The following is a 24,181-nucleotide window of genomic DNA, read 5'->3' as shown; positions in this document are numbered from 1 at the left end:
CTATATCAATGTAGCAGATCAAAAACAGGCTGGTAGCTTTACCCGCCGTAATTACGATTACAGTGGTTTAAATGAACAAAAAATCCACAGTATAATAATGAACGGTACAAAAAAGCCCTCGAACGAAGAGAGCTTTATTAGGGAGTGGGAGTGGATGTGAGTAATTAACTTGCCATACGCAAGAGAGATTTACCAATCAACCATTCAAGTTCTTTGCCACTTGATGGCCCAAACTTTGCCTCAGTAATCGTGTACAAACGTTCAACGCCATTACGGGCAAATTCGTGAGTACTGGATGTGACGATATGATGGAAAAGCAAGCGCAAAATAGCGCAGAACTCTTCGTTATCTAATGCCGCAAGCCAACTTACAGAAAACGCTTCTACGTCTTGCTCAAAGTCGACGTGCTCAACAAACATCTTGAAGATACGTTCATCGAGAGCGGCGGTAAAATCGGTCTTTTTAGGAAAGTGGTGGCTGACCCCAGTGCGCGAAATCCCCGTTTGCTGGCTGAGTGTTGTGTATGACATCTTGTCATAACCTAGACGCAAAAGTTGATCTACGACCGCATCCATGATTTTTTGAATCGTGATTTCGGTATCTTCTTTACTACGCTTTGGCATGTGCAGGCTCTTCTCTCTGTCAATCTGTGTAGCCCATTTACGGGCCAAAAAGTTACGCCTTACAGAGCTTAGTGACTAGTATAAAACCAAAACAACGCTAGTATAATGCTAACGAGCAGTAACCTAGAGAAATCGTTCCGATCAGCAAAAAGTAGTCCAAGCTCTTACTAGCTAAACACTCGATATGTTTCGCTAGGGTAAAAAGGCATTTTGTTTTTATATATTTATTGAGCTATCGATAATGTAATAAAATTTTGCCCCTTACAACGAAAGGAACACCGTACTGACGCAAAATAAATATGAATATTCGTCATTTATTGACACAAGTCACAGTTAAATGATAATCGCTATCAACATTTTGCTTAATTAGCAATCGCTTGTTAACAATTATTCGCTATATGACGGAGTTTTGTTGCTATGGTGATATCGCTAGATCGCAAAGCGCTTAATCGTTACTATAGCCACATAATTTGTAAGAGGATAGATGAGATGAGCACTGAACCAGATCAAGTATGCGAAGCTTGCGGCTGCGCAGGAGAAATAGGCTTTATTATCAAAGAAGGCGATGAAGTCGCCGAAGTGATGATTTTCGCTGAAGGTAAAGAATTGCTAGAAACTGAGCTGAACAAATACATCGATTTGGCTAAGCAGGTATCTACAACGGTCGAATACGACACCACCCCTATCAAGCAAGGTTCGACTGAGCTAACAGCTCGCTTTAAGTTCGATGTGAGTACTGAAAAACTCATTTTTGAACTCAAAACACGTTCACTGACTCGCTAAACCGGCTTCAGTTATCGTCGACAAACGGGCGCTTGTGCCCGTTTTCTTTATCACATTGATTATATTGTTTGACCTTCAGCAACGGGTCACTAAGATTAATTCATCTATCCTTACTTCTGCCTACTATGCGTTCTGTACTCTGCTCACTGATGTTATTGCTATTCAGCGCAAGCTCATATGCTCAATTGCTTGATCAATTTCGAATTCTCAATCATCTCGATAACTATGGCAATCTCGACTTGCGCAACAAACCTTACACTGAACTGCCAGCAGGCTTAGTCATTAAGGGCAATTTGAATATCGCAAAGACGCAAATAAAAACACTGCCGCAAGAGCTCGATATTCAAGGCAGTCTCAATGCCGCTAACAGTGGTCTTACTCGGATATCGAAAGGGGTCAATATTAAAGGTTTTGCCAATCTCTTAGGCTCTCAAATTACTCGCTGGCCACGAGGTATAAAAGTGGGAGGCTATATCAACCTTACCGACACTCCATTAACTAGCCTGCCAGCACGACTGAGAGTCAAAGGCGATTTAAGCGTGATGAGAACCCCTCTTGAGCGTCTACCTGAAGGCTTGATTGTTGAAGGCAACTTGTTTATTGGAGGGTCACAGATCGGCGAGTTCCCCGAGACCATGACGGTCAATGGCAACATCTTCCTTGGTGGTAACCGCATTTCGAAGTGGCCAACCAACTTAACTCTTGGTGGCGCTGTCGCCCCTTAAGCTGTGGTACCACGTAACAAAAAGCCTTACATTAACGTAAGGCTTTTTGAGGATGGTATGTTTATAAGCGCTTCGCTTAAGGGCGGTTTTTCACTGGATTGGCATAGCTTGCCACCAAATAAGGCTGCACTTCTTGTGGCAGAGCGTTCAGCTTAGCTGCGAAATCAGCCTTCACCTGCTCATCAACCTGTTCATTACCTGCCGCCAACTCATTGATTGGGAATAGCTTGTAATTGGCGTGAATCTGGCGGTCAATTTCTTGCGCGAGTTGCTCTGGCGTCTCGAAGTCTTGCTCAATGACATCACCAAACGCGACATGGACATGACCTTTGTCACCAATAATACCTTGGATGATACTTTGAATATCTTCAAACTCACCTTTTTCGTAGCGTCCTAACGACTCTTTAGCATGTAACTCGGTCGCTTTCGCTAAATCACACGGATCATGTTCATACGAAATGGCGACTGGCACGATCTTAAGTGTTTTAATGTAGTCAGAGAACGACGTTTTTTGTTTACGCCCTTCGACATGAAACATCTTTAAGATTGCGGGATCGGTAAAGTCATTGCCATCTTTTGCTCGCCCCTCTTTTTGCGCAATCCAGATTGAATGCCCCGTATCAAGTGAATGTTTTATATAAGCAGAGAGCGTTCCCAATGCTTTCATCATCTCGCGCGGGCCTTTTGCTGAACGCTTAACAATAAAGCTCTTGTTGAGCCTCATTAATTCGCTAGCACAAGGCTTTTTGAGCAGGTTATCGCCAATCGCAATCCGCACTGTTTTATGACCGCTTTTAAACAGGCCATAGTTAACCAGTGCTGGATCCATCGCAATATCACGGTGATTGGAGATAAAAAGATAGGCTTGATTCGGGTCGAGGTTGTCTAAGCCGCTATAAGTGACGCCCTTAGTCGTGGTTTTTAACGTTTGTTCAAGGTACTTTTTTACCTCAATCTGAATCGCTTCAACAGAGTTGAGCTTGGACCACTTCATCTTCAAATAGACTTTGACCATCGGCGACATCAATGTACGAAACCAGCCTGAATGGTTAGAAAAACGGTGCTTCAAAATAGCGCTAATGAACTCTTCATCATTAACAAGGCGGTCAATTGCCGCTGGAATTTCATCGTCATTATAAGGACGAATCTCAATAAATGGATCGCTGTTTGTCGTCATTTTGTAATACATTAGGTAGAAATCGACCCCATTCTACGCATAGAAAGGTGTCTTGGCAGCTACCCTTTTCGCAGAATCGTTAAGGTCAGACCAGAAATATTCTTAGAATTTGCGCGTCTGTTAGCACAAAGTTGGCTTTTTTTCCAAGAAACGTTAATCTTAGCGCTCCAAAATAGACGAGCCTCGTTATGCACTACGCGATTTCCTATCAAACCGAAAACCATGACTTTTTGCTTTCCACACCACGCCGAAAGTCGCTTAAACATCGTCTCTTTTTTGTCAAGCAGGGCTTGGTGCTGGTTAAATTAGGAAAACTCGAGTACGCCGTTGAATCAGGACAAACATTTTGGCTGCCCTTCGACAGCTTAGTCTCTGTCACTTACACACCGAACACTCAAATCAGTAGTGTCGACATTTCTTCACGCGTCACCACTGCGCTGCCCAAACAAGGGGGCTACGTGAAACTGAATGAGTTGATGATGGCGTTGATCAATCGATTAGAAACGCTAAACGAAAATCGTCAGCGTCAGCAAGATATATTGACCGTACTTCGCGCCGAACTGAGCGAACTCAAGCCGGAACTCAAAGAGAGCAAACTGACCAAGCAGGTCAATCAATGGCAAGCCGACCAAGTCTCTTCGCTTAACAACGAATTACAGTTGGTACTGCGTTTTAGAGAAGCAAAAAAACAGATGCTATCGGGTAAAAATCGTGCTCTGGTCGTTGATGGCTTATTTGGTGGCAATGATGCGATACTGAGTAGTTTGGAACAGGTGCTACTCAGTGACAAGACTGATAACAGTTAGCACGAAAGTTTCACTATTTTCTGGCTGAATTGTCATTTTATAACTATATATCTATTAATAACGACCTAATGCTTAACAATAGATAAGGAATAACAAATGAAATTCAGCCATAAAATTGTGGCGGCTTCGTCTGTTCTACTATTAGCGACCGTGACCCTACTTACCCTTCAACAATATTTCACCGTCCAAAGAGAAATAAAGAGCCAAGTGACCTCTAGTGTTGCTGAAATTGTTGACGGAGTCCGCGATACAACCGCCGCCGAAATTAATGCCCGTAAAGCTATCGCTTCCTACGCCACCAGCATGCTTGAAGTGAACCTCTCAACTCAAGCTATAACCGCAGTATTAACGCGACCTGTGGTGAAAGATACATTTTTGCTTGCCGGGCTCGGTTTTGAGAGCGACGGCTCGAACATCAATAACGACCCTTCCTGGAATCCTGGTCCAACTTGGGACCCACGCGTGCGCCCTTGGTACATTGACGCTAAAAACTCCGGAAAGCTGGTGATCACTGCGCCTTACGCAGATTCCGCAACGGGCGAAATTCTGGTGTCGATCGCGACACCGGTTCGTGACAACGGTCAGTTTATCGGCGCCATTTTTTACGACGTTAGTCTTGGTGCATTAGCCGAATTGGTCAACAAAGTAGAGCTATTTGACGCCGGCTACGTATTTATCGTTGCCGGAGATGGTACCACTATCGCTCATCCAGATTCCAAACTGAACGGCAAGCCGATGCAAGACTTTTTAGGCAGCGCTGTGATTAATGATAATCCGCAACAAGCAACAATTGATAACAAAGTTTACACTCTCGATTTCTCTAAGGTTCCGGGGGAGGATTGGTATGTCGGGGTGTTACTGGATGAGGAGATTGCCTATCAATCGCTGGCCGATTTAAAAAACAGCTCGATTATCTACACCGTCGTCGCGTTGGTGATAAGTATTGTTGTTCTACTGGTACTGATCCGCACCTTGATGCGACCTCTCGATACATTAAATGATGCCATTCAAGATGTTGCCTCAGGACAAGGCGACTTAACTAAACGTCTTAATACCAACACAGATAAAGAGTTTTCGATTCTCGCATCTGGATTTAATGACTTTACGGGGAGCTTGCAACAATTGATTAGCCAATCGAAGGCGATTGGCGAAGAGATTCTACGTGGCTCAGAAATGACGTCTGCTGGCCTAGAAAACTCAGCCGCCGCCATGCAAGATCAATTACACGAGCTTGAGCAACTTGCCACTGCTATGCACGAAATGGCCACGACCTCAGGAGATGTCGCCAATAATGCGCAAGGCGCTGCTGCTGCTGCACGTGAAGCTGATGAAGCGACTGGTGTGGGTACCGCAGTAGTCAGTGAAACCACCCTTGCCATCAACACGCTATCGCAAACCATCGACAATGCCGTTGATGAGGTTAAGGTACTTGAATCAGCCACCGATAATATTGAAACCATTTTGAAAGTGATCAACGACATTGCTGACCAAACCAACCTACTAGCGCTTAATGCTGCGATTGAAGCCGCGCGAGCGGGTGAATCAGGTCGTGGATTTGCCGTTGTTGCCGATGAGGTACGCACCCTTGCTCAGCGCACTCAAGAGTCGACGACAGAAATCCGCAACATGATTGAACAACTTCAAGCTGGGGCAAAATCAGTCTCTAGTGCAATGAGTACCAGCAAGAGCACGGCGGGCAGCGCCGTTGATAGGGCCAACGAAGCCAACGATGCGTTGGAGCAAATTCGCAACGCCATCCAACGCATCAGTGATATGAATATTCAAATCGCCTCTGCTGCAGAAGAACAGAGTTTAGTCGCCGAAGAGATCAACCATAATACAGTCAAGATAAAAGATCTTTCGACTCAAGTGGCAGATTCGGCATCTAACGCTAGCATCGCCATGCAAGCACAAACCGAGAATATTCGCGAGCAAGATGCCATATTGAATAAATTCACAGTGTAGTTGAGGCTCAATTAGTTTAAAGGCGCGTAACGCGCCTTTTCTTTGGCCTAAATCGTGATCAACATCATTGCTGAATGTGGCCCAATCTTTAGCAAACATCGACCATTTTTCGGCTCTATACTCTCTAAGCTCAGTAAATCTCGCCATTGACATTTAGTGGTAAAGTCGACACTTTGTGGTCGCTTAGATTTATTGATCACCACCATACCTTCCTCGCCGCGAGCAAAGACCAACAGATCGTCGGACGCTTCAAGTATTTTCATGCTGTTGCCATGCATACGGTTATGAAAATCGATCGCGGCAACCATTTTTTCATCTTTCCAAGCATTAACCCAACGCGACTCTCCCACTGCATTGGTGATGCCACTGGTATCTAAGTCAGTGTAAACTAATGGCACACCACCATTGCGACCAAGCAAATAACAATACGCCAACCACTCCTTTTCTTCACTCATAACCAAGTTGGCGAACACATCGTTGTTGGGAATGTCGTGGGTAATTGCAAACGTAATTGCGCGCGTTTCCGATAACGCCTGACCAAAGCAATAAGGATCGACCAAACTTTTTAGGCTTCCTTGGCTTTCAAGGGCATCAAATAGGGTTTGAAACAACGGGAAGTCATAGGCCCCCAGGCGAGTTTGAGCCAAAAATGGCTGCAAAAATAACTCGTACTCTGGTTGCGTGGCACCACCACTAGTAATGATCTCGCCAAAAATATGCACATCCTGACAAATTTCTTCACTCCACACCTGCTTGAGGTGCTCTAATGTCATATGTTTTGCTGCATCAATACGAAACCCCTTCACACCCATCGCTTTTAAAGCGTTAAGGTAGGCTTGTTGTTGCTCAATCACATGAGGGCAAACTCGCAAAGTGGGTAAACCAGGATCGCTAGGGCCGCCAGTGATGCGTCCGTTTTGTACTTGCCAGCTATCTTGCCAATCTTCAATCCCAAAAGCCTCAACGAAATCATCACGCTCAAACAGAGGTTGAGTAAGGTCACCAAACAGGCGCTGCGCTTGATAATAGTTACCGTGCGTTTGATAACGCTTAAGATCATCTTCGCTTGGGTACTGCAAATCGCTACGAATTGACGACTCGTTGGCCATATGGTTAAACACCACATCGGCATACACGTAGACACCATATTGCTTTAAGGTTTCAAGCATACGTTTGAAATCAGTTGTATTACCAAGTTGATTGTCAATCACTCTATAGTCTTGCGGCTGATAACGCTGCCACCACTGGGTACCTGCTGCAGTTTTTAACGATTTCATTGGTGGTGAAACCAGTACGCACTTGTAGCCAGCTTGCTGAATTTGCCGTGCTCGCTGTTCAACCATTGCATACGGCCAGTCAAATGCGTGTAAAATAACATCGGTCGTGTGAGACATATTCATCACGATTTCCTTTATCAGGGAGTCAACACTCACCCATGAGTGCGCCATTGTTCACTATATTATCAAACCGTGTAGCTGTCCCTCTTCACCCCTTAGCAATTTATTCACGTAGTAGTGAATAGGCGTAGATTAGTATAGAGTGACTCACTTCAATCAACCGTATTGATGACAACGCTACACTTTTTTACATAAGCAAATAAGGATCGCAATATGAATAACATTCGCATTGATATCGTTTCTGACGTGGTGTGCCCTTGGTGCATTATTGGCTTCAAGCGTCTCGAGCAAGCGTTAGCGAGCCTCAGTGATAGCGTTCAAGCCGAGATCCATTGGCATCCTTTTGAACTCAACCCCGCCATGGGTCCAGACGGACAAAACTTACGCGAACATATCCAAGAAAAGTATGGCACTAACGATGAAGCGAGTCTTTCAGCACGCAACACATTGACTCAACTTGGCCAAGAGGTCGGCTTTCTGTTTGAATTTAGTGATGAGATGCGTATCTATAACACACGTAAAGCCCATCAGCTATTACTATGGGCACAAAGTGAAAATAAACAGTTAGCCCTTGAACTGAGTTTGTTCGAGGCCTATTTTACCTACGGGCAAGATATCAGCGATGATAGTGTGTTAATTGAATGTGCCATTCAAGCGGGATTAGATCAGCAAGTGGCGCAACATATCATCAACGATAGTACTTGGGCTGAAACGGTGGCCTCAACCGAACAGCAGTGGCTTGAGGCTGGCATCAATGCCGTCCCTGCGATCATCATCAATCAGAAACATTTGATTTCTGGCGCACAAACCTCAGAACGTCTGATCTCAGCCATTGAGCAAATTGTTCAAGCCGAAGGGTAATGGCATCAACCCAGAGATGATTAGTTAAGGGGTAAGCATGATTTACCCCACATACACTTGGGCCTGCCGCCTCAAGAAACGAGAGCTTTTACTCGCGCGCCTAACGTCACGATCAAGACGACCACCAGCCCTACGAGCACTTTCATTAATTTAGGCGCGAACGCGATAAGCACTTGACCTAATTTGAATAGTCACCCTGAAAATGCACGCTTTTTGCTGGCAGTGATTGCTTGTGATGATAGCGCGCTCTATGCTATTGGCCTCTGCTAATAACAAAAAGGCAAAGTAATGCACAGTACTTATCCTATCGGCACGGCTGGTCAGAAATGGGACGAGGCCGAACGACAAGCGTGGCGCGATCAAACCACCATCAAGCGCCATTACCAACACGAAGTCGTGGCTAAAATTAAGGCGCTCGGTGAACAATTTAACGTCAAGCAATATGGTGCACTTTCTTACGACCCGGACCGTTACCCGCTGTTTTGTATCAAGAGTAAACCATGGCACTGTGACAAACCTGTCGTACTGATCACCGGTGGCGTTCATGGTTATGAAACCAGTGGTGTCCATGGCGCACTGCAATTTGCTCAATCGGAGATGGCCCGCTACAGCAAGCACTTTAATATTATTGTCGCGCCATGTGTGAGCCCTTGGGGATATGAGACCATCAATCGTTGGAATCCACTGGCACTCGATCCAAACCGTTCGTTTTATGCCAACTCTACTGCCGAAGAGTCTGCAAATCTCATCAAACTTGTCGCGTCATTAGGTGACAATGTCCTTGTTCATATCGATCTGCATGAAACCACCGATAGCGATGAAAGTGAGTTTCGTCCAGCACTTGCTGCCCGTGATGGTATTGAATACGAGGCAGGAATGATCCCAGATGGCTTTTACACTGTGGGCGATAGCGAAAATCCGCAGCCCGAGTTTCAAGCCGCAGTCATTGAGTCGGTGAGCAAAGTGACCCATATCGCCCCTGCGGATGACAAAGGTGAGATCATCGGCTCTGTGGTAGTACAAGATGGCGTGATCAATTATCCGATGGTCAAGCTTGGTTTGTGTGGCGGTGTCACTTCTTGTACTTATGGCACCACAACCGAAGTGTATCCAGATAGCCCCAAAGTCACTGACCAAGAGTGTAACGCTGCCCAAGTGGCCGCGATTACTGGTGGCTTGGATTACGTAATCAGCCAGCTAAAGTAAGCGGTTTTTATATTGCTCTGGGGTCTGCCCGGAGTATTTTTTAAACATCGCGATAAACGGGCTGGCTTGATTGTAACCAAGGGTCAGGGCGACCTCTTTAACCGAGTGGCCCTGACGCAGTAGAGCCATCGAATAGAGATAACGCACTCTTAATCGCCATTCGGTAAAGCTCATCCCTAGTTCTGATTGACAGTGCCGCGCCAACGTACGCTCGGTGGTGTGCACTCGCTCAGCCCATTGAGACAAACTGGTATTGTCGATGGGATTCTCTTCTACCGCGGCTAAAATTTTTGAAAGGTATTTATGATCGCTCGACGGCAAGAAATGGTGCTGAGTATCACGAGTGGCCAACTGATCCAACAAGACCTGAACTAATCGTTTGTCTTGTTCATTATCGGCAACATTGATCTCGCGTTGACGAAAGTCATCAACGATGGCAGAGACGATCGACGTGATTTTAATCAGGCTGGTGCGCTCGGGAAAATTCGCGGTTAGGTGTTGCGCCACATTTAGTGAACAATAAGAGAGGGGTTTGCGGTTAAAACTGGTGTGCCTCACTCCAGCCGGGACCCAAATCGCCAAGTGAGGCGGCGCTAAAAATCGCGTTCCTTCTGCTTCCATCTCAAGAATTCCGCCGCTGATCAGTTGCACCTGTCCCCATGGGTGACTGTGCATTCGCGTTTCGGTATTGGACAGAAATGCCTCAAAATTCATAAATACATCCGATGGTGCTTTATCGATTGATAACGAAGGGTGCAGATGTTTGGCCGATTTTCTCAAAACTTGTCTTCCTATGACGCGCAATGTCGTTTTAAAGATATATATAATCATACAGACCTGCCAAACTCTTCGCTACTGATTCATTTGCCAGAGTGCTCATATGGTTTATCTTCTTCCGCTATTCACCGTCATGATTTGGGGCGGAAATGCCATTGCCAACAAAATGGCCGCTGACGTCATCGAGCCCAGTGCGATGAGTTTTTATCGGTGGTTAATGGCGGTGGTATTACTTAGCCCATTTTGCTTAGCGAGTGTTATCAAACACTGGGGGGTTATTCGCGTGAACTTAACCAAACTTACGTTACTTGCGCTACTCGGCATGGTGCTCAACCAATCACTCTCTTACTACGCTGGGTTAACAACCAGCGCCTCAAACATGGCTTTAATTAGCTCATTAGTCCCGCTGTTTGCCATCTTCATTAGCGTCCCTTTGCTTAGCAAGACTATCTCACCGCTCAGTATTACCGGAGGAGTGATTGCGCTGGCAGGACTGGCGTTTATGCTCGGTAAAGGCGATGTAACCTTTTTCTTTCAGCAAACGGTCACACAAGGTGACGCCATTATGGTGCTTGCCTCTCTATGCTACGCAACCTACTGCGTGCTGCTCAAACGCTGGAAGATGGCGCTGCCTAACTGGACCATGGTTTACATACAAGGTGTATTAGCACTGCTGATGTTAACGCCACTATGGCTCACCAGTGAGCAACTTACGCCAAGTCATCAGGCATATCCTCTCATTGCTTATGCGGGGATCGCAGCTTCAATTGTTGCGCCTTGGATGTGGTTGAAATCTATCGATCTGATTGGGGCGGAATCGAGCGCCATGTTCATGAATTTAATGCCTATCGTGGCGATAAGTTTGGCAACAACCTGGCTTGGAGAAGCGCTTCAAGGCTATCACTTGATCGGTGGGATGTTGGTGATCTCTGGGGTATTCTTATCGCAATTAAAAATTCGCCGCCTGATTAGACAAGCGGCCTAAGATGTTGTCGATAAGCCTCTAGAGACTCTGTCGTCGATGCCAGCACGAAAACGCTGACATCGATGACATCGGCTAAACCATCACATCAATATCGGTTTCAGGTACGCAGCAGCAGGCCAACACTTGACCACTATTACGCTCACTCTCTTGCAGAGCAGGCACCTCTGGCTGATGGACTAGGCCCGACTCTATTGTTACCTTGCACGCGCCGCAAAGCCCCGCTCGACAACTGTTAGCAATCGCAATGCCTGCATCTTCAGCTTGTTCAAGTAAGGTCTTTTGATTATCACCGCTAAATGCTTGGCCGTTTACACTGATGGTCACCGAGGCCAATGGCTGCGCCGTCGCGACACTGACGCCAAACGCTTCTTGATGGTAGCTTTCTTCAGGTAGACCTTTCTTTAACAGGAGGTTTTTAGCTTTTTGCATAAAGCCATCAGGGCCACAAACGAACACCTGACGCTGCTCGACATCTTTAATCTGTTTAAGATGCGACAATGTAAATCGCCCCTTGAGACCAAACCAATCGACGGGCGCCTGAGATAACGAAATTAATACTGTCAGGCCAGGGTGCTGCTTACGTAACGCGTCTAACTCTGCACGGCAGGGAATGTCTTCAACACTGCGGCACTGATGATAAAACACCACATCATCAATCTGTTGATGATCAGCCAAATAACGTAGCATAGACAACATCGGAGTGACACCACTGCCAGCTGACAGCAACAATAACGGGGAATGATGGTGATTGTCACTTAGATGGAAACTGCCATTGGGCTGCTCGCAAGTGAGCGTATCCCCAAGACTTAAGTTATCAAGCAACCAATTGGAAACGCGGCCGCCATCAATACGCTTAACCGAGATCGCCAAACGACCAGGACGAGAAGGGCTAGAAGAGAGCGTGTAACGGCGACCAATCATTTCGCCTTTGACGTCAATTGAGATAGGCAGATGTTGGCCGGGTTGATAGCTTGGCACTTCACCATGCGCTGGCTCAAGCCAAAATGTGACAAAATCTCGCGCAATCTCTTCGCGCTCAACACACGTCAAGGCAATTTTTATTGGACTGTTGTCAGGATAAAACTCTTTGTCTTTATACTCTACCACTTCAACCGTATCACCTTGACGAATCATCCCCTCATTCAAAGCGATCAGATTTTGGCCAAAGAATACCCCACCACGTTCATTGGCTCGAAATTGCGACAATGTCTTTAATGGCTCTTTGGTCGGTCGAAACTGACCCGTTTTGACATCCACCGTGGTTAAGATACAACGCTCACAAGGCTTGACTGCTTCAAATTCAACATCGCCAATACGAATACGTTTCCAGCTATCTTCGGCAAAAGGTTCGCAATTTTCCACCACTAAATTGGTACGAAACTGATCCATCGAATGCCGCTCTGGACTACGACGATTGAGCTCTTGTAAAGACCCTTCGCTGATCACAAGTAACGGATAACCATCAGCAAAACTGACATTATGGCCTAATTTTTCTCGAACGCGGTTCGACTGCTCGCCACTAAACAGTAATTCAACCCGTTGACCTACTACCGCACTGAACCAGTCATCCGCTTCGTCGGTGGTGGTATAAGCAGTAAATCTATCATTCCATACCTGTGCCGATGTTTGCTGAAGTTTAAACTCCGCATAGCGGATACGCAAAGGCACATGGCCAGAAGCCGTGAAAATCAACCCATCAAAAATTAAGGTTGATTGCACCTTGACCATTTGTGGGTATTTTCTTGCCGTCACCATGGAACCGTCGGCCAGAGCCAGCATAAAACGGCGATCAAACATTAACCCCTGCTTTTCGACCCAAGCGGTAGAAAGAGAGACGCCGCCGACCGATTTAACCGGATAAACATTAAGTTGAGAAAGTAGTGGTGCTGACATTGCTAACCCTAAGCTTGTGATTATTGTCGCACCAGTATACCCAAATTCGTCTGATTTTATTCATTTTGTTGCTTTAAAACTAAGCGTTATGATGCGTAAAAATGTCTTTACCAATGATGATAAACAGCGTTCATCAATCCCCTTTTGTGAAAGAAAGTCCTCTAGCAATAAAAGGTCACTCACAATAAAAAGGGTGAAATAGATCCGCGTTTGCTCTATCATCCTGTCGCCTAAACGTAAGCGTTTGCTTTTTCAGCTTTCGCCCTGTTTCGGCTCCAATCGGATCACTCAATTTATGGTGGGAGCAACAATGACAACACTTACAATCACACGTCCTGATGACTGGCATGTTCACTTACGTGACGGCGAGGTTCTTAAGGATACCGTTCGTGATATTAGCCGCTACAACGGACGCGCGCTGATCATGCCCAATACGGTCCCACCCGTCACCACCACCGAGATGGCACTGGCCTACCGCGATCGTATTATGGCCGAAAAGCCAAGCGAACAATTTCAGCCTCTGATGGCGCTTTATCTTACCGACAACACTACGCCAGATGAGGTTCGCAAGGCGAAAGCCTCAGGTGCCGTTGTCGCGGCCAAGCTCTACCCCGCCGGGGCGACCACCAACTCAGACTCAGGTGTGACGTCAGCGGAAAATATCTACCCTGTTTTCGAAGCGATGCAAGAAGTTGGCATGCTGCTGTTGGTTCACGGCGAAGTAACCACTCACGATGTCGATATCTTTGATCGTGAAAAAGCCTTCTTAGACACAGTGCTTGCGCCAATCGTCAATGACTTCCCGAATTTAAAAATTGTGCTTGAGCATATCACCACCGCCGATGCTGCAAACTTCGTGAAAAACGCTAACGACAACGTCGCCGCGACAATTACCGCGCATCACTTGCTTTACAACCGTAACCATATGCTGGTTGGCGGTATTAAGCCTCATTTCTACTGTTTACCGATCCTCAAGCGTAATACTCACCAACAAGCGCTGATTGAAGCTGCTACCAGCGGCAACCACAAATTCTTCTTGGGTACCGACTCTGCACCACACTCTAAAGGTATGAAAGAAGCTGCCTGTGGCTGCGCCGGCTCTTACACCGCTCACGCCGCTCTAGAACTTTATGCTGAGGTGTTTGATCAAGAAGGCAAGCTGGGCAATCTCGAAGCCTTTGCCAGTCATAATGGCCCAGACTTCTATGGTCTTGAACGTAACCATGACAGTGTCACATTAAGCAAACAAGCATGGTCTGTGGCTGACACTATGCCATTTGGTCAAGATGTTGTAGTACCGATTCGCGCCGGTGAGACGATAGCCTGGACGGTTAAATAGCATAAGTGCATAAAAAACAGCCACCGCTTGGTGGCTGTTTCGTTTGCAACACAAATGACGTGAGGTTAAGACAGTTGACTCAATAAACGCTCAACCCAAGTAATCTCACCAAAGGCGATCAAGTCATAAATGGTAAAGAACAGCGCACAAATGATCGCTAACTTAATCAGACGATAAACAATAAACATAACACACTCCAAAGCGATAAAAAGGCCGCATACGCGACCTTAAAAGCGGTGTCTAATGCGCTTAATGAATTGGCGAATTCGCTTTTGTATGAAACTTGCCAAAATATTGCTCAAGCACTTCCGGTGTCAGTTTGCCTTGTGCTTCAAGTTTTTTCAGCTCTTGTGCAATTGACCTCTGCTCTTCAAGCGATGGCAGCGCCACTTCAGGCTCATCACCCATTTCCTGAGACATCTGCTCAAGCTCTTTTTCGAAATCGCTCATGATCTCACTTACCCTACTTACAAAATAACTGGGGCTAAGTTTACCCACTTAGCCCCAGTTATGCCAGTCTAGGTCACGCTTTACAGTTTGAAGCTGCCCACCATACGGTCAAGGCGTTCAGACAACTCTTTAAGCTCCGAGCTTGCCGCTGCGAGTTCTTCAGCGGTGCCGGTGGTAACCTCGTTGATGGCGTTGATCTCTTCGATATTTTGGTTAATGGTGTGCACCACCGTTGACTGCTCTTCGGTCGCAGTTGCAACCTGAGTATTACGGTCAGAAATATCGTGAATACGCTCTGAAATACGCATCAAGACTTCAACCGCCTCATCGGAAGCCGATACCCCTTCACCGGTAACACTTTTACCCGCATCCATCGCTGACACAGCGTCTTTTGCATCGCTTTGCAGTTGATTGATCATTTTCTGAATTTCTTCCGTTGAATCGGCGGTACGACTGGCAAGATTACGCACCTCGTCGGCAACCACCGCAAAACCACGACCTTGCTCACCCGCGCGCGCCGCTTCAATGGCCGCGTTAAGTGCTAACAAGTTAGTTTGTTCTGAGATATCGCGAATTACCCCAAGAATAGATCCGATGTCTTGTGTTGTTGAAGCAAGTTGTCCTATCACTTGACCAGTATTTTCAATATCAACGGCTAAACGACTGATCGCCTCTTTAGCTTTACTGACTACAGCTTGGCCTTCTTGAGTATTATCCGAAGCTTGAGAGGCGATTTCTGCCGCTGTTGCAGCATTACTGGCGATTTCACTAATGGTGGCACCCATCTGATTAATCGCAGCCACGACTTGAATGGTTTGATCTCGCTGAATCTGACTATTATTGTAAGTCGTGTGTGATTTACTTGACACGCCGTCAGCCGCAGACTGTAAGGCACTACTGGTCGAAGCCACCTCTTTCATTGATTGATGAATTTTCTCGATGAAACCGTTAAAACCTTCAGACAGTTGGCCAATTTCATCCTGCCCTTTGATCTCAATTCGTTGTGACAAATCACCATCACCTTTACCTAAATCGGAAAAGCGCTCAGCAATCGCACGAATTGGACGTGCAATACCATCAGCAAGGAAAATACCCATTATAATAAATAGCCCAGCCACGACGATCGTAGTGATCATCATTTGCTTTGCCACTTGGTTGAGTTCAGAGAAAACTTCATTAACCGGAATCACTCCGATAACAAACCAATCCATCGAGGGAATATAGCTGCTTGCCACTAATACGTCTCGACCTTCATACACAGCATCCATCAAGTTGAAATCGGATTTATTGAGTAAGGTAGACGTATTGCTGCCAAACAACTTAGACAGGGTTGATTTCGATTTACTGCTATCGCGGTGGATTTGTACCTGCCCTTGGCCATCGACCAAAAAGACAAAACCAGTCTCTTCAATTTGAAAGCCATTTAGCAGGGCCACCATGTCATCCATCGATTTTGATAAACCAGACATCGACATGCCATTGAGGTTTTGATAGTTAGTGAACATTTTTACATCGCCATTGGCTTCTTGGAAAATACTCACTGAGGTCGCGTTGCCGGACTGTTTAAAACCAAAAAACCAGCCGTCTTGTTGTTGATTCAACTGACGCAAAAAACCATTTTGATTCCAGTAGTAGGCGGTGTCTCGGTTGGCAACCGACGCATCATTGAGCTGGTACTGGGCGCGCATGTTATTCAGTTGCTTAATCAGACGCGCTTCAGCCTCTGGCGAGATATTGGTGGTATCGATGGTTTGCTTGATGAACTCGTTGTCGGCAAGCTGTTTGGCCGCTGCTAACAACTGACGCACTTCATCGTCTATTTGGCCACTGATTGAAGCAAGTGTGGCGGGCACTTCTAAGTTGATTAATCGATCTTCAAGCACTGTACGAGCCTGACGTTGAGCCATGACCCCAACGATAATGGTTGAAGCGAGGACCGCAAAGGTGATGCCTGCAACCACTTTCTGTTTTATGCTGATTGAATTCAGTTTCATTCTGTTTGCCTTTTCAAGCTTTTAGGTATTGTGTTAAAAATGGATTAACTCGCCTTAACCTGCAGCAAGTCTTCGATGTTGTGCAACCCAACTGATGTATCGGCACGGCCAATGATTTCTTAATGAAATAAGACGAATTTTTTATCGCCCGCACCAATAACAAATAAAGGTCAAGAAAGCCAAGATTTCAACATTAAAGTATTGGATCTGCGATTTTTAACCCCATATTTTAACGTACTGAAATGATTGCATTTGTGTCGATGATGGCGAATATCGCTGACGATATTTACCACCGTCTGCATTAAGCAAGGAAATGTGGGGAACTTTTTGGTTCCTGATAGCCACTAAGTGAAAAAATGAGGAGAACGACAATCATGAATTCACAAGCTCTACAGCAACTGCGTGACTATCTTAATAGCCAGATTATTGGTCAGGGTGAGCTGGTGAATCAATTGCTCGTCGCCCTGTTGGCCGATGGACATATTTTGGTTGAAGGGCCACCAGGGCTTGCCAAAACGCGCGCGGTTAAATCACTGGCCGATTGTATTGCAGGTGACTTTCACCGTATTCAGTTCACACCAGATTTGCTGCCCGCCGATTTAACCGGTACCGATATTTTCCGCCCCGAGAGTGGTGAATTTACCTTTCAAGCGGGCCCGATTTTCAACTCACTGATCTTAGCCGATGAGATCAACCGAGCGCCGGCTAAAGTGCAAGCGGCGATGCTGGAAGCCATGGCTGAAAAACAGATCACCGCTGGGCGTCAAACTTACCCATTGCCCGAGCTGTTTTTAGTGATGGCAACTCAAAACCCGATTGAGCAAGAGGGCACCTACCCGCTCCCAGAAGCGCAATTGGATCGCTTCTTACTTCAACTTGATGTCGATTACCCAGATGCACAAAGCGAACTCGATATTCTGCGCCTTAACCGTGGCGAAGCAAAAGGTCAGCAACACCAAACGCCGCCATTACTCAGTCAAGAAGCGATCTTTACAGCGAGGCAGTCTGCGCTCGATATTCACATGGCAGAAAACATTGAGCAGTATATTATTCGCATCGTCATGGCGACACGCCAACCGCAACAATACAGCCCAGAACTAGCGCAATGGTTAGAAATGGGGGTCAGTCCAAGGGCGACCATTGCACTGGATCGCTGTGCACGTGCATACGCATGGCTTGATGGACGCGATTATGTGAGCCCTCAAGATGTTCAGGCGATGGCCTTTCCTGTGCTGCGTCACCGTTTACTGCTTAGCTATCATGCTCAAGCAGAGGGGATTAAGCCAAACCAAGTCATCACCAAACTGCTTTCGTTGGTAGGTAGCGCATAAGATGGGCGAAGTAGCGAGTGCATTGCCGCCGCACAGTGACGGAGTCAACTTATCTCTTGATGAGTTGATCAATTATAAGCAGCAGTCCGTTCACTGGTTGCCACCGGGAAAAAGCCTGTGGTCGCAAATGCTAGGGCAACATCATAGCCGTCAATTAGGCCGTGGGATGGACTTTAACGAAGTGCGTCAGTATCAAGCAGGAGACGATGTCCGAGCGATTGACTGGCGTGTCACGGCGCGCACCGGAAAACCGCACACGAAACTGTTTTGTGAAGAGCGTGAAAAACCCATTGTGTTGCTGCTTGATCTCTCACCCAGTATGTATTTTGGCTCAACATTGATGTTTAAGTCAGTGCAAATGGCGCATATGGCAAGCTTAATTACTTGGCTAAGTGTCGCTCAACGGGATCGAATCGGCGCCGTCATCGATACTGGCACCAAGCGGATTGAGCTGAAACCGAGCGCCAGAACCCAAGGCGCGCTGACGCTGATTCAATCCTTGGTTAGCCAACATAACGATGGCCTTAACGAGCACAGATCACAACTCCAACCCTTTAGTCAGGGTTTACAATCGCTCAATCGACTCTGTCCAAAAGGGAGCGAGATCATTTTATTGAGCGATTTCTCTCGCTTTAACCAACAAGATGAGTCCACACTCAGCCGATTAAATCAACATAACCAAGTCCGCATGGTTCAAATTACCGACCCACTGGAATTGGGCAATACCGATTTTCGAGGCAACGAGCTCGTGGCCAGTCAGCAAGGAAGCCATTGGCTTGATTTTGCCGCGAAGCAGACTCGACACGGTATCGCTCAAGCCTTTGAACAACAACAAACTTACCTAAAACAGCTGGCACTGAAAATGGGCATCTCGTTTTCAACTCTAAGCAGCGATATACCGCTAATAAAACAATTACACGGATTTTAATTATGAGCATAGAGAGTCAATCTTCATTTCTGCCCCTGAACGCGCTTCACCTACCAGAGCCACCTGCTTGGTTACCTTTAGCCTGGGGATGGTGGGCCTTGGTAGCTGGGGTTATTTTTACTGTGCTTATCATCGGCCTATTCGTCCGTTGGAATAAAAAACGCTTGGCACCAAAAAAAGCCGCCTTGCGTCTACTCGCTCGAGGCCAAAAACCGTCTGAGGCGATTGAGTTAGTCCGTCAGGCCGCACTGTGTTACTTCCCCCGCGAAGAGATCGCTCAGTTGACGGGCAAAGAGTGGTATGTCTTTCTTGATCGCCATCTCACCATACCGTGCTTTGTCGACAACTATGACCATTGGCAACACGCCTTGTACAGTAAACAGCCAGTGAATAACGCAACTGAATTGGTGCAACATTGTCATAATTGGGTCGAACAAGCACTACCACCGAAAAAAAGGAGAGTAAAACGTGGCTAATCTTAGCTTCGTTTGGTGGTGGGTTTTTATTATGCTGCCACTGCCGATGATTATTTATCGTGTCACGCTGCCACTTAAAAGGGTGGCGAAAGTTCACCTTGCCTACGTACCGCAAAACGCTCAATTATCGCTGCCGCGCCACCTAACGGTAAAAGTGCTGTCTGGTCTATTTTGGTTAGCGTTAGTGATAGCATGCGCCAGACCAGTTTGGTATGGAGAACCCGTTACAACCCAGCCTAAACATCGAGATTTAATGCTGGTGCTCGATTTGTCGTACTCAATGAGTCAACAAGATATGCGCCAAGGCGATGACTATGTTGATCGTCTAAGCGCAATGAAACGCGTGGTAAGTGATTTTGCTAAACGACGCCAAGGCGATCGTCTTGGTTTAGTGTTGTTTGCTGACCACGCCTATCTTCAGAGCCCGTTAACCTTAGATCGCGCCGCCATTTCAGAACAAGTCGACAGCTTAGTGCTGCGCCTTATTGGCGATAAAACGGCCATTGGGGAAGGCATCGGGCTGGCGACCAAAACCTTCATCGACAGCGATGCTCCGCAAAGAGTCATGGTCTTACTCAGTGACGGGGGCAACACCTCTGGCGTGCTTGACCCTATTGAAGCGGCCAAAATAGCCAATAAGTACAACGCCACCATCTACACCATCGGCGTTGGCGCAGGTGAGATGATGGTGAAAGAGTTTTTCATGACGCGCAAAGTCAATACCGCACAAGATTTGGATGAGAAAAACTTAATTGAGATCGCGAAGTTGACGGGCGGCCAATATTTCCGCGCACGAAACGCCGATGAACTGGCCACCATCTACGACACCATTAATAGCCTAGAGCCGATTAGCCAAGCGACCCAAACTTGGCGTCCACAACAAGAGTGGTTTGGCCTACCTTTGGCTATCGCTCTGATTTTATTAACCTCAATCGTGATCCTTAGGAGGAACAGTGTCTAATTTTACTTTTCTCTATCCTGAATGGTTCGCCGCACTGATCCCGTGGATCGGGTTGATGTTATGGCTAGGTAAAACTCGCCGCAGCAAAAGCCTTATTGCACCGCACCTTACCCAAGTGATGAACCTCACCACGACTCATCAATCTTCGCCGCTGCGTAGAATGATTGCGTTAAGTGGGGTCATCGCTATCGTAGCGCTTGCGGGCCCAAGTGCTAGCGAGCAATCACGCCCGAGTTTTTCCAACACCAGTGCGCGCGTGATTGTGCTTGATATGTCTATGTCAATGTACGCCAACGACATTAAGCCAAACCGTCTGACTCAAGCACGCTTTAAATTGACCGACATGCTCAACGGTTGGCAAGAAGGCAGCACAGGACTGGTTGCCTATGCTGGAGATGCTTATCGCGTCACGCCCATGACCAATGATAGCCAGACCATCATAAATCTGTTACCAACCTTATCACCAGAGTTGATGCCCTACCCCGGCGCGGATGCGGCGCGTGGTGTGGCGCTTGCCATCGAGATGATGAAAAATACTGGCCTAGCTGCAGGGGATATTATTCTGATTGCCGATGATCTTGATGATCAAGAACGTGACGATATCGTTGACCTTCTTAGCGATTCTTCTTGGCGTTTGACTCTACTGGGTATTGGTACCCGTAGCGGCGCACCGATACCGTTGGGTAATGGCTCGTTGATGACCAAAGACAATGGTCAACCTGTAGTAGCAAAATCAAACTTTGATAATATGCGCTCACTCACCAACCAAGTTGGCGGCAGCTTTATTCCAGTGCAAGTAACTAATCGTGATGTCGAACAAATCATGGCTCGTACGCAAAATGTCGAACAAGCGACAAACGCATCAGGCAACCCAAGCTTAACCGAGCGCGTTAATCAAGGTTACTGGTTGCTGCCACTATTAGTAACCGCGGCGCTAGGGCTATTTAGGCGTGGGCTGCTGTTCAGCCTAGCATTGTTAACGTTGCCGCTGTTTAACCCAACGCCTGTCATGGCTTCTGCTTGGCTCAATCAAGATCAGCAGGCATGGCAGTTGTATCAGTCAGGGCAACATCAACAAGCTGCTGAGCAGTTTACGGACAAACGTTGGCAAGCCGCCGCGCACTATCAAGCCGGCAATTTCAAGGCCGCGATCGAAGCACTGCAAAACGCCAATGACATCGGCAGTCGCTATAATCTCGCCAACGCTTATGCGCAAGATGGTCAATTAGATAAAGCGCAAGCGTTGTATCAAGACATTCTGGCGCAAAAGCCCGATCATCAAGATGCAAAGCACAATCTAGAAGTCGTTAAACAGGCACAGCAACAGCAACAGCAACAGCAACAGCAACAGCAACAGCAACAGCAACAGCAACAGCAACAGCAACAGCAACAGCAACAAAATGACCAGTCTGAAGAACAAGGTCAAGAGCAAAATGCATCTTCATCGGGTGATTCAGATACCGATACGCAGGCGAGTAATAGGTCACAATCTCAAGCAGATAATGATCAGCCTCAGGCCGACGATGACCAGCATGACCAGAAGCAAAGTCAATCACAGGCACAATCACAGTCATCGCAAACTAAGCAAGATAATCTGCCGCAAACTTCAGGTCAAAATGAGCAGGAAACGGCCGACTCTGACCAAACTCAAGGCGATAAGGAAGGGGAAGGAGAAGGAGAAAATGAAAATGAAAATGAGCCAAACGCTGAAACCGCTCAATCTCAATCTCAATCTTCAACACTAGAACCAGAATTACGTAAGTTACAGCAAGTCGAAGATGCGCGAGACCCAAGCCGTTTGCTGCGCGCCCAACTGCTGCTTCAAGCTAAACAGAAACAACCACCTAACGATACAGGTAAAAAATGGTAAGCATGAAACCGCTCAAACGCTTCGCTGCCAGACTCCTTGCAGCCACACTATTTTTCGTGAGCTCCCATACTTGGGCGACCACGGTCGTTGCCACAGTAAGCAAAAATAAGGTCGTCAAGAATGAAGTATTTCAACTGCGCATCGTGGTTGATAAGAAAGTCGCTTCAGACGCCATCGATCTAAGCTCACTCGAACAGAACTTTTATGTCGGCCGACCGAGTTTTGGTAGCTCAGTCAATATCATCAATGGTGACCGAAATACGCGCAGTGAATGGAATATTAGTTTGGCCGCACAGCGCTTAGGCGAGGCGACGATTCCGGCGTTTACTATTGATAGTGCCCAATCACAGCCGATCACCATTCAAGTCGCGATGGACAGTAACGAGCCTGTATTAAGCGATCTGGTTGAGCTACAAAGCCAACTTGAAAAACGCGAGCTTTACCCAAACGAAAGCACCACATTAACCACGCGCTTGATTGTCAAAACCGACCCACGCCGACTGCAAAACGCGCGCATTACCCCCCCGAGCGCCGACGGCGTATCACTCACCGCGCTAGGTGAGCCAAATCAATATCAAAGCGTTGTTGATGGTGTTGAAGTGACCGTCGTCGACCAAAACTATCGTGTCACCGCCGATAAAGGGGGTCAATATACGGTTCGTGGCATTGGCTTTAATGGCAACATTATCTATGGCGACGATCGTCGTGGTACGACCAAACTCGTCTCTGCCAATACTCCAGCAGACACCTTTTCCCTCACCGTGCTGCCAATACCCGAGCAATATCAAGGCGAGTGGCTACCTGCAGCAAAACTTTCTCTTTCTCAACGTTGGCTCGATTCGGCAGGAAACAACATCAACCCGACCGATACGTATGATACGCGAGTCGGCGAGTCAATCAGTCGAGAAATTACGTTAGATATTAGCGGATTACCCGCTGAACGTTTTCCCGAGCTGGCGGCAGACTACTCCGATGCATGGCGCGTTTATCAGCAAAAGCCTCAGTTCAGTCAGCTTGCCGATGGCACGACACGTATGACGCTTAAACACGTGTTGCTCCCGCAAAAAACCGGTCAAATCGCGATGAACTCACTCACTCTAGATTGGTGGGATAGCACGAGTAAACAGCCGAAAACCGCACAGCTCAACGGACTCAAGCTCAATGTCGCCGCAGGACATGACGCCAACAGTGGCACGTTTCTCCCCGCTATGCCAGCGACGCCACAAACCGAAACCGTGACGGTCTATCAAGCGGGTTTTTGGCCCTACTTAACGGCATTTTTTGCTTTGCTGTGGGTTGCAACGGTACTGCTTTACTTAAAGAAACCGTCTGCACATCGCGGCGTAACTAAGTTAGACCAAACTCACGACGCCGAACCATCACTTATCAATGCACTTAATCAACAAGATTTCGTGCGCGCAAACTTGCTACTCAACTCGTGGTTAGAAGCGCATCAACATCTGGATCCGGAACTACTCACTGAGATCAAACAGCACATCGCGACCATGAACCAACATCGCTTTGGCGCTAAGCAGCAGCCGTGGCAAGCCAAACCGCTGATTAAGCTGATCAAACGTGGGGAACGAAGTAAACCGAAGCGTAAAAAAGACGCTATTCTTGCATCATTATAAAAA

General features: G+C 46.9%; 22 protein-coding genes. 14 read left to right on the top strand and 8 right to left on the bottom strand.

Annotated elements, in window-relative coordinates; genetic code table 11:
* Positions 1-164 precede the first annotated feature (164 nt).
* Positions 165-623: a TetR/AcrR family transcriptional regulator gene (locus tag CDZ87_RS01440; protein ID WP_100751839.1), complete on the bottom strand. Its 459-nt coding sequence runs from the start codon at positions 621-623 to the stop codon at positions 165-167.
* Positions 624-1,112: 489 nt separating this feature from the next.
* Here CDZ87_RS01440 and CDZ87_RS01435 point away from each other — a divergent pair, with 489 nt between their 5' ends.
* Entirely contained in the window at positions 1,113-1,406 is a 294-nt protein-coding gene (locus tag CDZ87_RS01435; RefSeq protein ID WP_100751838.1) for a YfcZ/YiiS family protein, read from the top strand.
* A gap of 149 nt (positions 1,407-1,555) precedes the next feature.
* Entirely contained in the window at positions 1,556-2,131 is a 576-nt protein-coding gene (locus tag CDZ87_RS01430) for a hypothetical protein (protein WP_422641430.1), read from the top strand.
* A 76-nt stretch (positions 2,132-2,207) separates the two neighbouring features.
* Here the strand turns inward: CDZ87_RS01430 and CDZ87_RS01425 are convergent, their stop codons facing one another.
* Positions 2,208-3,308: a lysophospholipid acyltransferase family protein gene (locus CDZ87_RS01425; RefSeq protein ID WP_100751836.1), complete on the bottom strand. Its 1,101-nt coding sequence runs from the start codon at positions 3,306-3,308 to the stop codon at positions 2,208-2,210.
* 188 nt (positions 3,309-3,496) lie between these two features.
* Here CDZ87_RS01425 and CDZ87_RS01420 point away from each other — a divergent pair, with 188 nt between their 5' ends.
* Together CDZ87_RS01420 and CDZ87_RS01415 are read left to right on the top strand one after the other, a co-directional pair.
* Positions 3,497-4,114: an AraC family transcriptional regulator gene (locus CDZ87_RS01420; RefSeq protein WP_100751835.1), complete on the top strand. Its 618-nt coding sequence runs from the start codon at positions 3,497-3,499 to the stop codon at positions 4,112-4,114.
* A 96-nt stretch (positions 4,115-4,210) separates the two neighbouring features.
* Entirely contained in the window at positions 4,211-6,079 is a 1,869-nt protein-coding gene (locus CDZ87_RS01415) for a methyl-accepting chemotaxis protein (RefSeq protein ID WP_100751834.1), read from the top strand.
* A 47-nt stretch (positions 6,080-6,126) separates the two neighbouring features.
* Here the strand turns inward: CDZ87_RS01415 and CDZ87_RS01410 are convergent, their stop codons facing one another.
* On the bottom strand, positions 6,127-7,479 hold the full coding sequence (locus CDZ87_RS01410; RefSeq protein WP_100751833.1) for an alpha-amylase family glycosyl hydrolase: 1,353 nt from the start codon (positions 7,477-7,479) through the stop codon (positions 6,127-6,129).
* 210 nt (positions 7,480-7,689) lie between these two features.
* Here CDZ87_RS01410 and CDZ87_RS01405 point away from each other — a divergent pair, with 210 nt between their 5' ends.
* Both CDZ87_RS01405 and CDZ87_RS01400 read left to right on the top strand, forming a co-directional pair.
* Positions 7,690-8,337 (top strand): DsbA family oxidoreductase, encoded by a 648-nt coding sequence (locus tag CDZ87_RS01405; RefSeq protein ID WP_100751832.1) that lies wholly within the window; start codon positions 7,690-7,692, stop codon positions 8,335-8,337.
* A 288-nt stretch (positions 8,338-8,625) separates the two neighbouring features.
* Positions 8,626-9,543, top strand: coding sequence for a M14 family metallopeptidase (locus CDZ87_RS01400; protein ID WP_100751831.1), 918 nt, complete (start codon positions 8,626-8,628; stop codon positions 9,541-9,543).
* Here the strand turns inward: CDZ87_RS01400 and CDZ87_RS01395 are convergent.
* Complete coding sequence (locus tag CDZ87_RS01395; RefSeq protein WP_422641427.1) at positions 9,535-10,257, bottom strand: AraC family transcriptional regulator; 723 nt, start codon at positions 10,255-10,257, stop codon at positions 9,535-9,537. The two genes, CDZ87_RS01400 and CDZ87_RS01395, sit on opposite strands and share 9 nt — an antisense overlap.
* Positions 10,258-10,423: 166 nt before the next feature.
* Here CDZ87_RS01395 and CDZ87_RS01390 point away from each other — a divergent pair, with 166 nt between their 5' ends.
* Positions 10,424-11,305: a DMT family transporter gene (locus CDZ87_RS01390; RefSeq protein ID WP_100751829.1), complete on the top strand. Its 882-nt coding sequence runs from the start codon at positions 10,424-10,426 to the stop codon at positions 11,303-11,305.
* Positions 11,306-11,377: 72 nt separating this feature from the next.
* Here CDZ87_RS01390 and CDZ87_RS01385 read toward each other — a convergent pair whose 3' ends face one another.
* Positions 11,378-13,198, bottom strand: coding sequence for a hybrid-cluster NAD(P)-dependent oxidoreductase (locus CDZ87_RS01385; protein WP_100751828.1), 1,821 nt, complete (start codon positions 13,196-13,198; stop codon positions 11,378-11,380).
* 310 nt (positions 13,199-13,508) lie between these two features.
* Here CDZ87_RS01385 and pyrC point away from each other — a divergent pair, with 310 nt between their 5' ends.
* Positions 13,509-14,537 carry a dihydroorotase gene (gene pyrC / locus CDZ87_RS01380; RefSeq protein ID WP_100751827.1) on the top strand — a complete coding sequence of 343 codons (1,029 nt, stop codon included), beginning with the start codon at positions 13,509-13,511 and terminating at the stop codon, positions 14,535-14,537.
* A 65-nt stretch (positions 14,538-14,602) separates the two neighbouring features.
* On the opposite strand, the gene CDZ87_RS17430 is transcribed toward pyrC, so the two are convergent.
* The 3 genes from CDZ87_RS17430 to CDZ87_RS01370 form a co-directional block, all read right to left on the bottom strand.
* Positions 14,603-14,725, bottom strand: a complete 123-nt coding sequence (locus CDZ87_RS17430; RefSeq protein WP_281251946.1) for a hypothetical protein — start codon at positions 14,723-14,725, stop codon at positions 14,603-14,605.
* A gap of 61 nt (positions 14,726-14,786) precedes the next feature.
* Entirely contained in the window at positions 14,787-14,987 is a 201-nt protein-coding gene (locus CDZ87_RS01375) for a chromosome partitioning protein ParA (RefSeq protein ID WP_100751826.1), read from the bottom strand.
* Positions 14,988-15,067: 80 nt separating this feature from the next.
* Positions 15,068-16,981 (bottom strand): methyl-accepting chemotaxis protein, encoded by a 1,914-nt coding sequence (locus tag CDZ87_RS01370; protein ID WP_100751825.1) that lies wholly within the window; start codon positions 16,979-16,981, stop codon positions 15,068-15,070.
* A gap of 374 nt (positions 16,982-17,355) precedes the next feature.
* Here CDZ87_RS01370 and CDZ87_RS01365 point away from each other — a divergent pair, with 374 nt between their 5' ends.
* Genes CDZ87_RS01365 through CDZ87_RS01340 form a run of 6 tightly spaced genes read left to right on the top strand, consistent with a single transcriptional unit; the run spans position 17,356 to position 24,178 of the window.
* Positions 17,356-18,312, top strand: a complete 957-nt coding sequence (locus CDZ87_RS01365; protein WP_100751824.1) for an AAA family ATPase — start codon at positions 17,356-17,358, stop codon at positions 18,310-18,312.
* A gap of 1 nt (position 18,313) precedes the next feature.
* Positions 18,314-19,240 carry a DUF58 domain-containing protein gene (locus CDZ87_RS01360; RefSeq protein WP_100751823.1) on the top strand — a complete coding sequence of 309 codons (927 nt, stop codon included), beginning with the start codon at positions 18,314-18,316 and terminating at the stop codon, positions 19,238-19,240.
* Between the two features lie 2 nt (positions 19,241-19,242).
* Positions 19,243-19,716 (top strand): DUF4381 domain-containing protein, encoded by a 474-nt coding sequence (locus tag CDZ87_RS01355; protein WP_100751822.1) that lies wholly within the window; start codon positions 19,243-19,245, stop codon positions 19,714-19,716.
* Positions 19,709-20,677, top strand: a complete 969-nt coding sequence (locus CDZ87_RS01350) for a vWA domain-containing protein (RefSeq protein WP_100751821.1) — start codon at positions 19,709-19,711, stop codon at positions 20,675-20,677. The genes CDZ87_RS01355 and CDZ87_RS01350 overlap by 8 nt, the downstream gene beginning before the upstream one ends.
* Positions 20,670-22,547, top strand: a complete 1,878-nt coding sequence (locus CDZ87_RS01345; protein WP_100751820.1) for a VWA domain-containing protein — start codon at positions 20,670-20,672, stop codon at positions 22,545-22,547. The genes CDZ87_RS01350 and CDZ87_RS01345 overlap by 8 nt, the downstream gene beginning before the upstream one ends.
* A 2-nt stretch (positions 22,548-22,549) precedes the next feature.
* Positions 22,550-24,178, top strand: coding sequence for a BatD family protein (locus tag CDZ87_RS01340; RefSeq protein WP_100751819.1), 1,629 nt, complete (start codon positions 22,550-22,552; stop codon positions 24,176-24,178).
* The last annotated feature ends 3 nt before the right edge of the window (positions 24,179-24,181 follow it).

Source organism: Vibrio salilacus (assembly GCF_002811245.1).
Lineage (GTDB): Bacteria > Pseudomonadota > Gammaproteobacteria > Enterobacterales > Vibrionaceae > Vibrio > Vibrio salilacus.
Note: the sequence above shows the minus strand (reverse complement) of the source record. Positions and strands in the feature narration are given on the sequence as shown.

Bases quoted from the DNA above. Each gene is read 5' to 3' on its own strand.
- CDZ87_RS01440 (WP_100751839.1), bottom strand. From the start codon at position 623: ATGCCAAAGCGTAGTAAAGAAGATACCGAAATCACGATTCAAAAAATC.
- CDZ87_RS01435 (WP_100751838.1), top strand. From the start codon at position 1,113: ATGAGCACTGAACCAGATCAAGTATGCGAAGCTTGCGGCTGCGCAGGA.
- CDZ87_RS01430 (WP_422641430.1), top strand. From the start codon at position 1,556: ATGTTATTGCTATTCAGCGCAAGCTCATATGCTCAATTGCTTGATCAA.
- CDZ87_RS01425 (WP_100751836.1), bottom strand. From the start codon at position 3,308: ATGACGACAAACAGCGATCCATTTATTGAGATTCGTCCTTATAATGAC.
- CDZ87_RS01420 (WP_100751835.1), top strand. From the start codon at position 3,497: ATGCACTACGCGATTTCCTATCAAACCGAAAACCATGACTTTTTGCTT.
- CDZ87_RS01415 (WP_100751834.1), top strand. From the start codon at position 4,211: ATGAAATTCAGCCATAAAATTGTGGCGGCTTCGTCTGTTCTACTATTA.
- CDZ87_RS01410 (WP_100751833.1), bottom strand. From the start codon at position 7,479: ATGAATATGTCTCACACGACCGATGTTATTTTACACGCATTTGACTGG.
- CDZ87_RS01405 (WP_100751832.1), top strand. From the start codon at position 7,690: ATGAATAACATTCGCATTGATATCGTTTCTGACGTGGTGTGCCCTTGG.
- CDZ87_RS01400 (WP_100751831.1), top strand. From the start codon at position 8,626: ATGCACAGTACTTATCCTATCGGCACGGCTGGTCAGAAATGGGACGAG.
- CDZ87_RS01395 (WP_422641427.1), bottom strand. From the start codon at position 10,257: ATGAATTTTGAGGCATTTCTGTCCAATACCGAAACGCGAATGCACAGT.
- CDZ87_RS01390 (WP_100751829.1), top strand. From the start codon at position 10,424: ATGGTTTATCTTCTTCCGCTATTCACCGTCATGATTTGGGGCGGAAAT.
- CDZ87_RS01385 (WP_100751828.1), bottom strand. From the start codon at position 13,198: ATGTCAGCACCACTACTTTCTCAACTTAATGTTTATCCGGTTAAATCG.
- pyrC (WP_100751827.1), top strand. From the start codon at position 13,509: ATGACAACACTTACAATCACACGTCCTGATGACTGGCATGTTCACTTA.
- CDZ87_RS17430 (WP_281251946.1), bottom strand. From the start codon at position 14,725: ATGTTTATTGTTTATCGTCTGATTAAGTTAGCGATCATTTGTGCGCTG.
- CDZ87_RS01375 (WP_100751826.1), bottom strand. From the start codon at position 14,987: ATGAGCGATTTCGAAAAAGAGCTTGAGCAGATGTCTCAGGAAATGGGT.
- CDZ87_RS01370 (WP_100751825.1), bottom strand. From the start codon at position 16,981: ATGAAACTGAATTCAATCAGCATAAAACAGAAAGTGGTTGCAGGCATC.
- CDZ87_RS01365 (WP_100751824.1), top strand. From the start codon at position 17,356: ATGAATTCACAAGCTCTACAGCAACTGCGTGACTATCTTAATAGCCAG.
- CDZ87_RS01360 (WP_100751823.1), top strand. From the start codon at position 18,314: ATGGGCGAAGTAGCGAGTGCATTGCCGCCGCACAGTGACGGAGTCAAC.
- CDZ87_RS01355 (WP_100751822.1), top strand. From the start codon at position 19,243: ATGAGCATAGAGAGTCAATCTTCATTTCTGCCCCTGAACGCGCTTCAC.
- CDZ87_RS01340 (WP_100751819.1), top strand. From the start codon at position 22,550: ATGAAACCGCTCAAACGCTTCGCTGCCAGACTCCTTGCAGCCACACTA.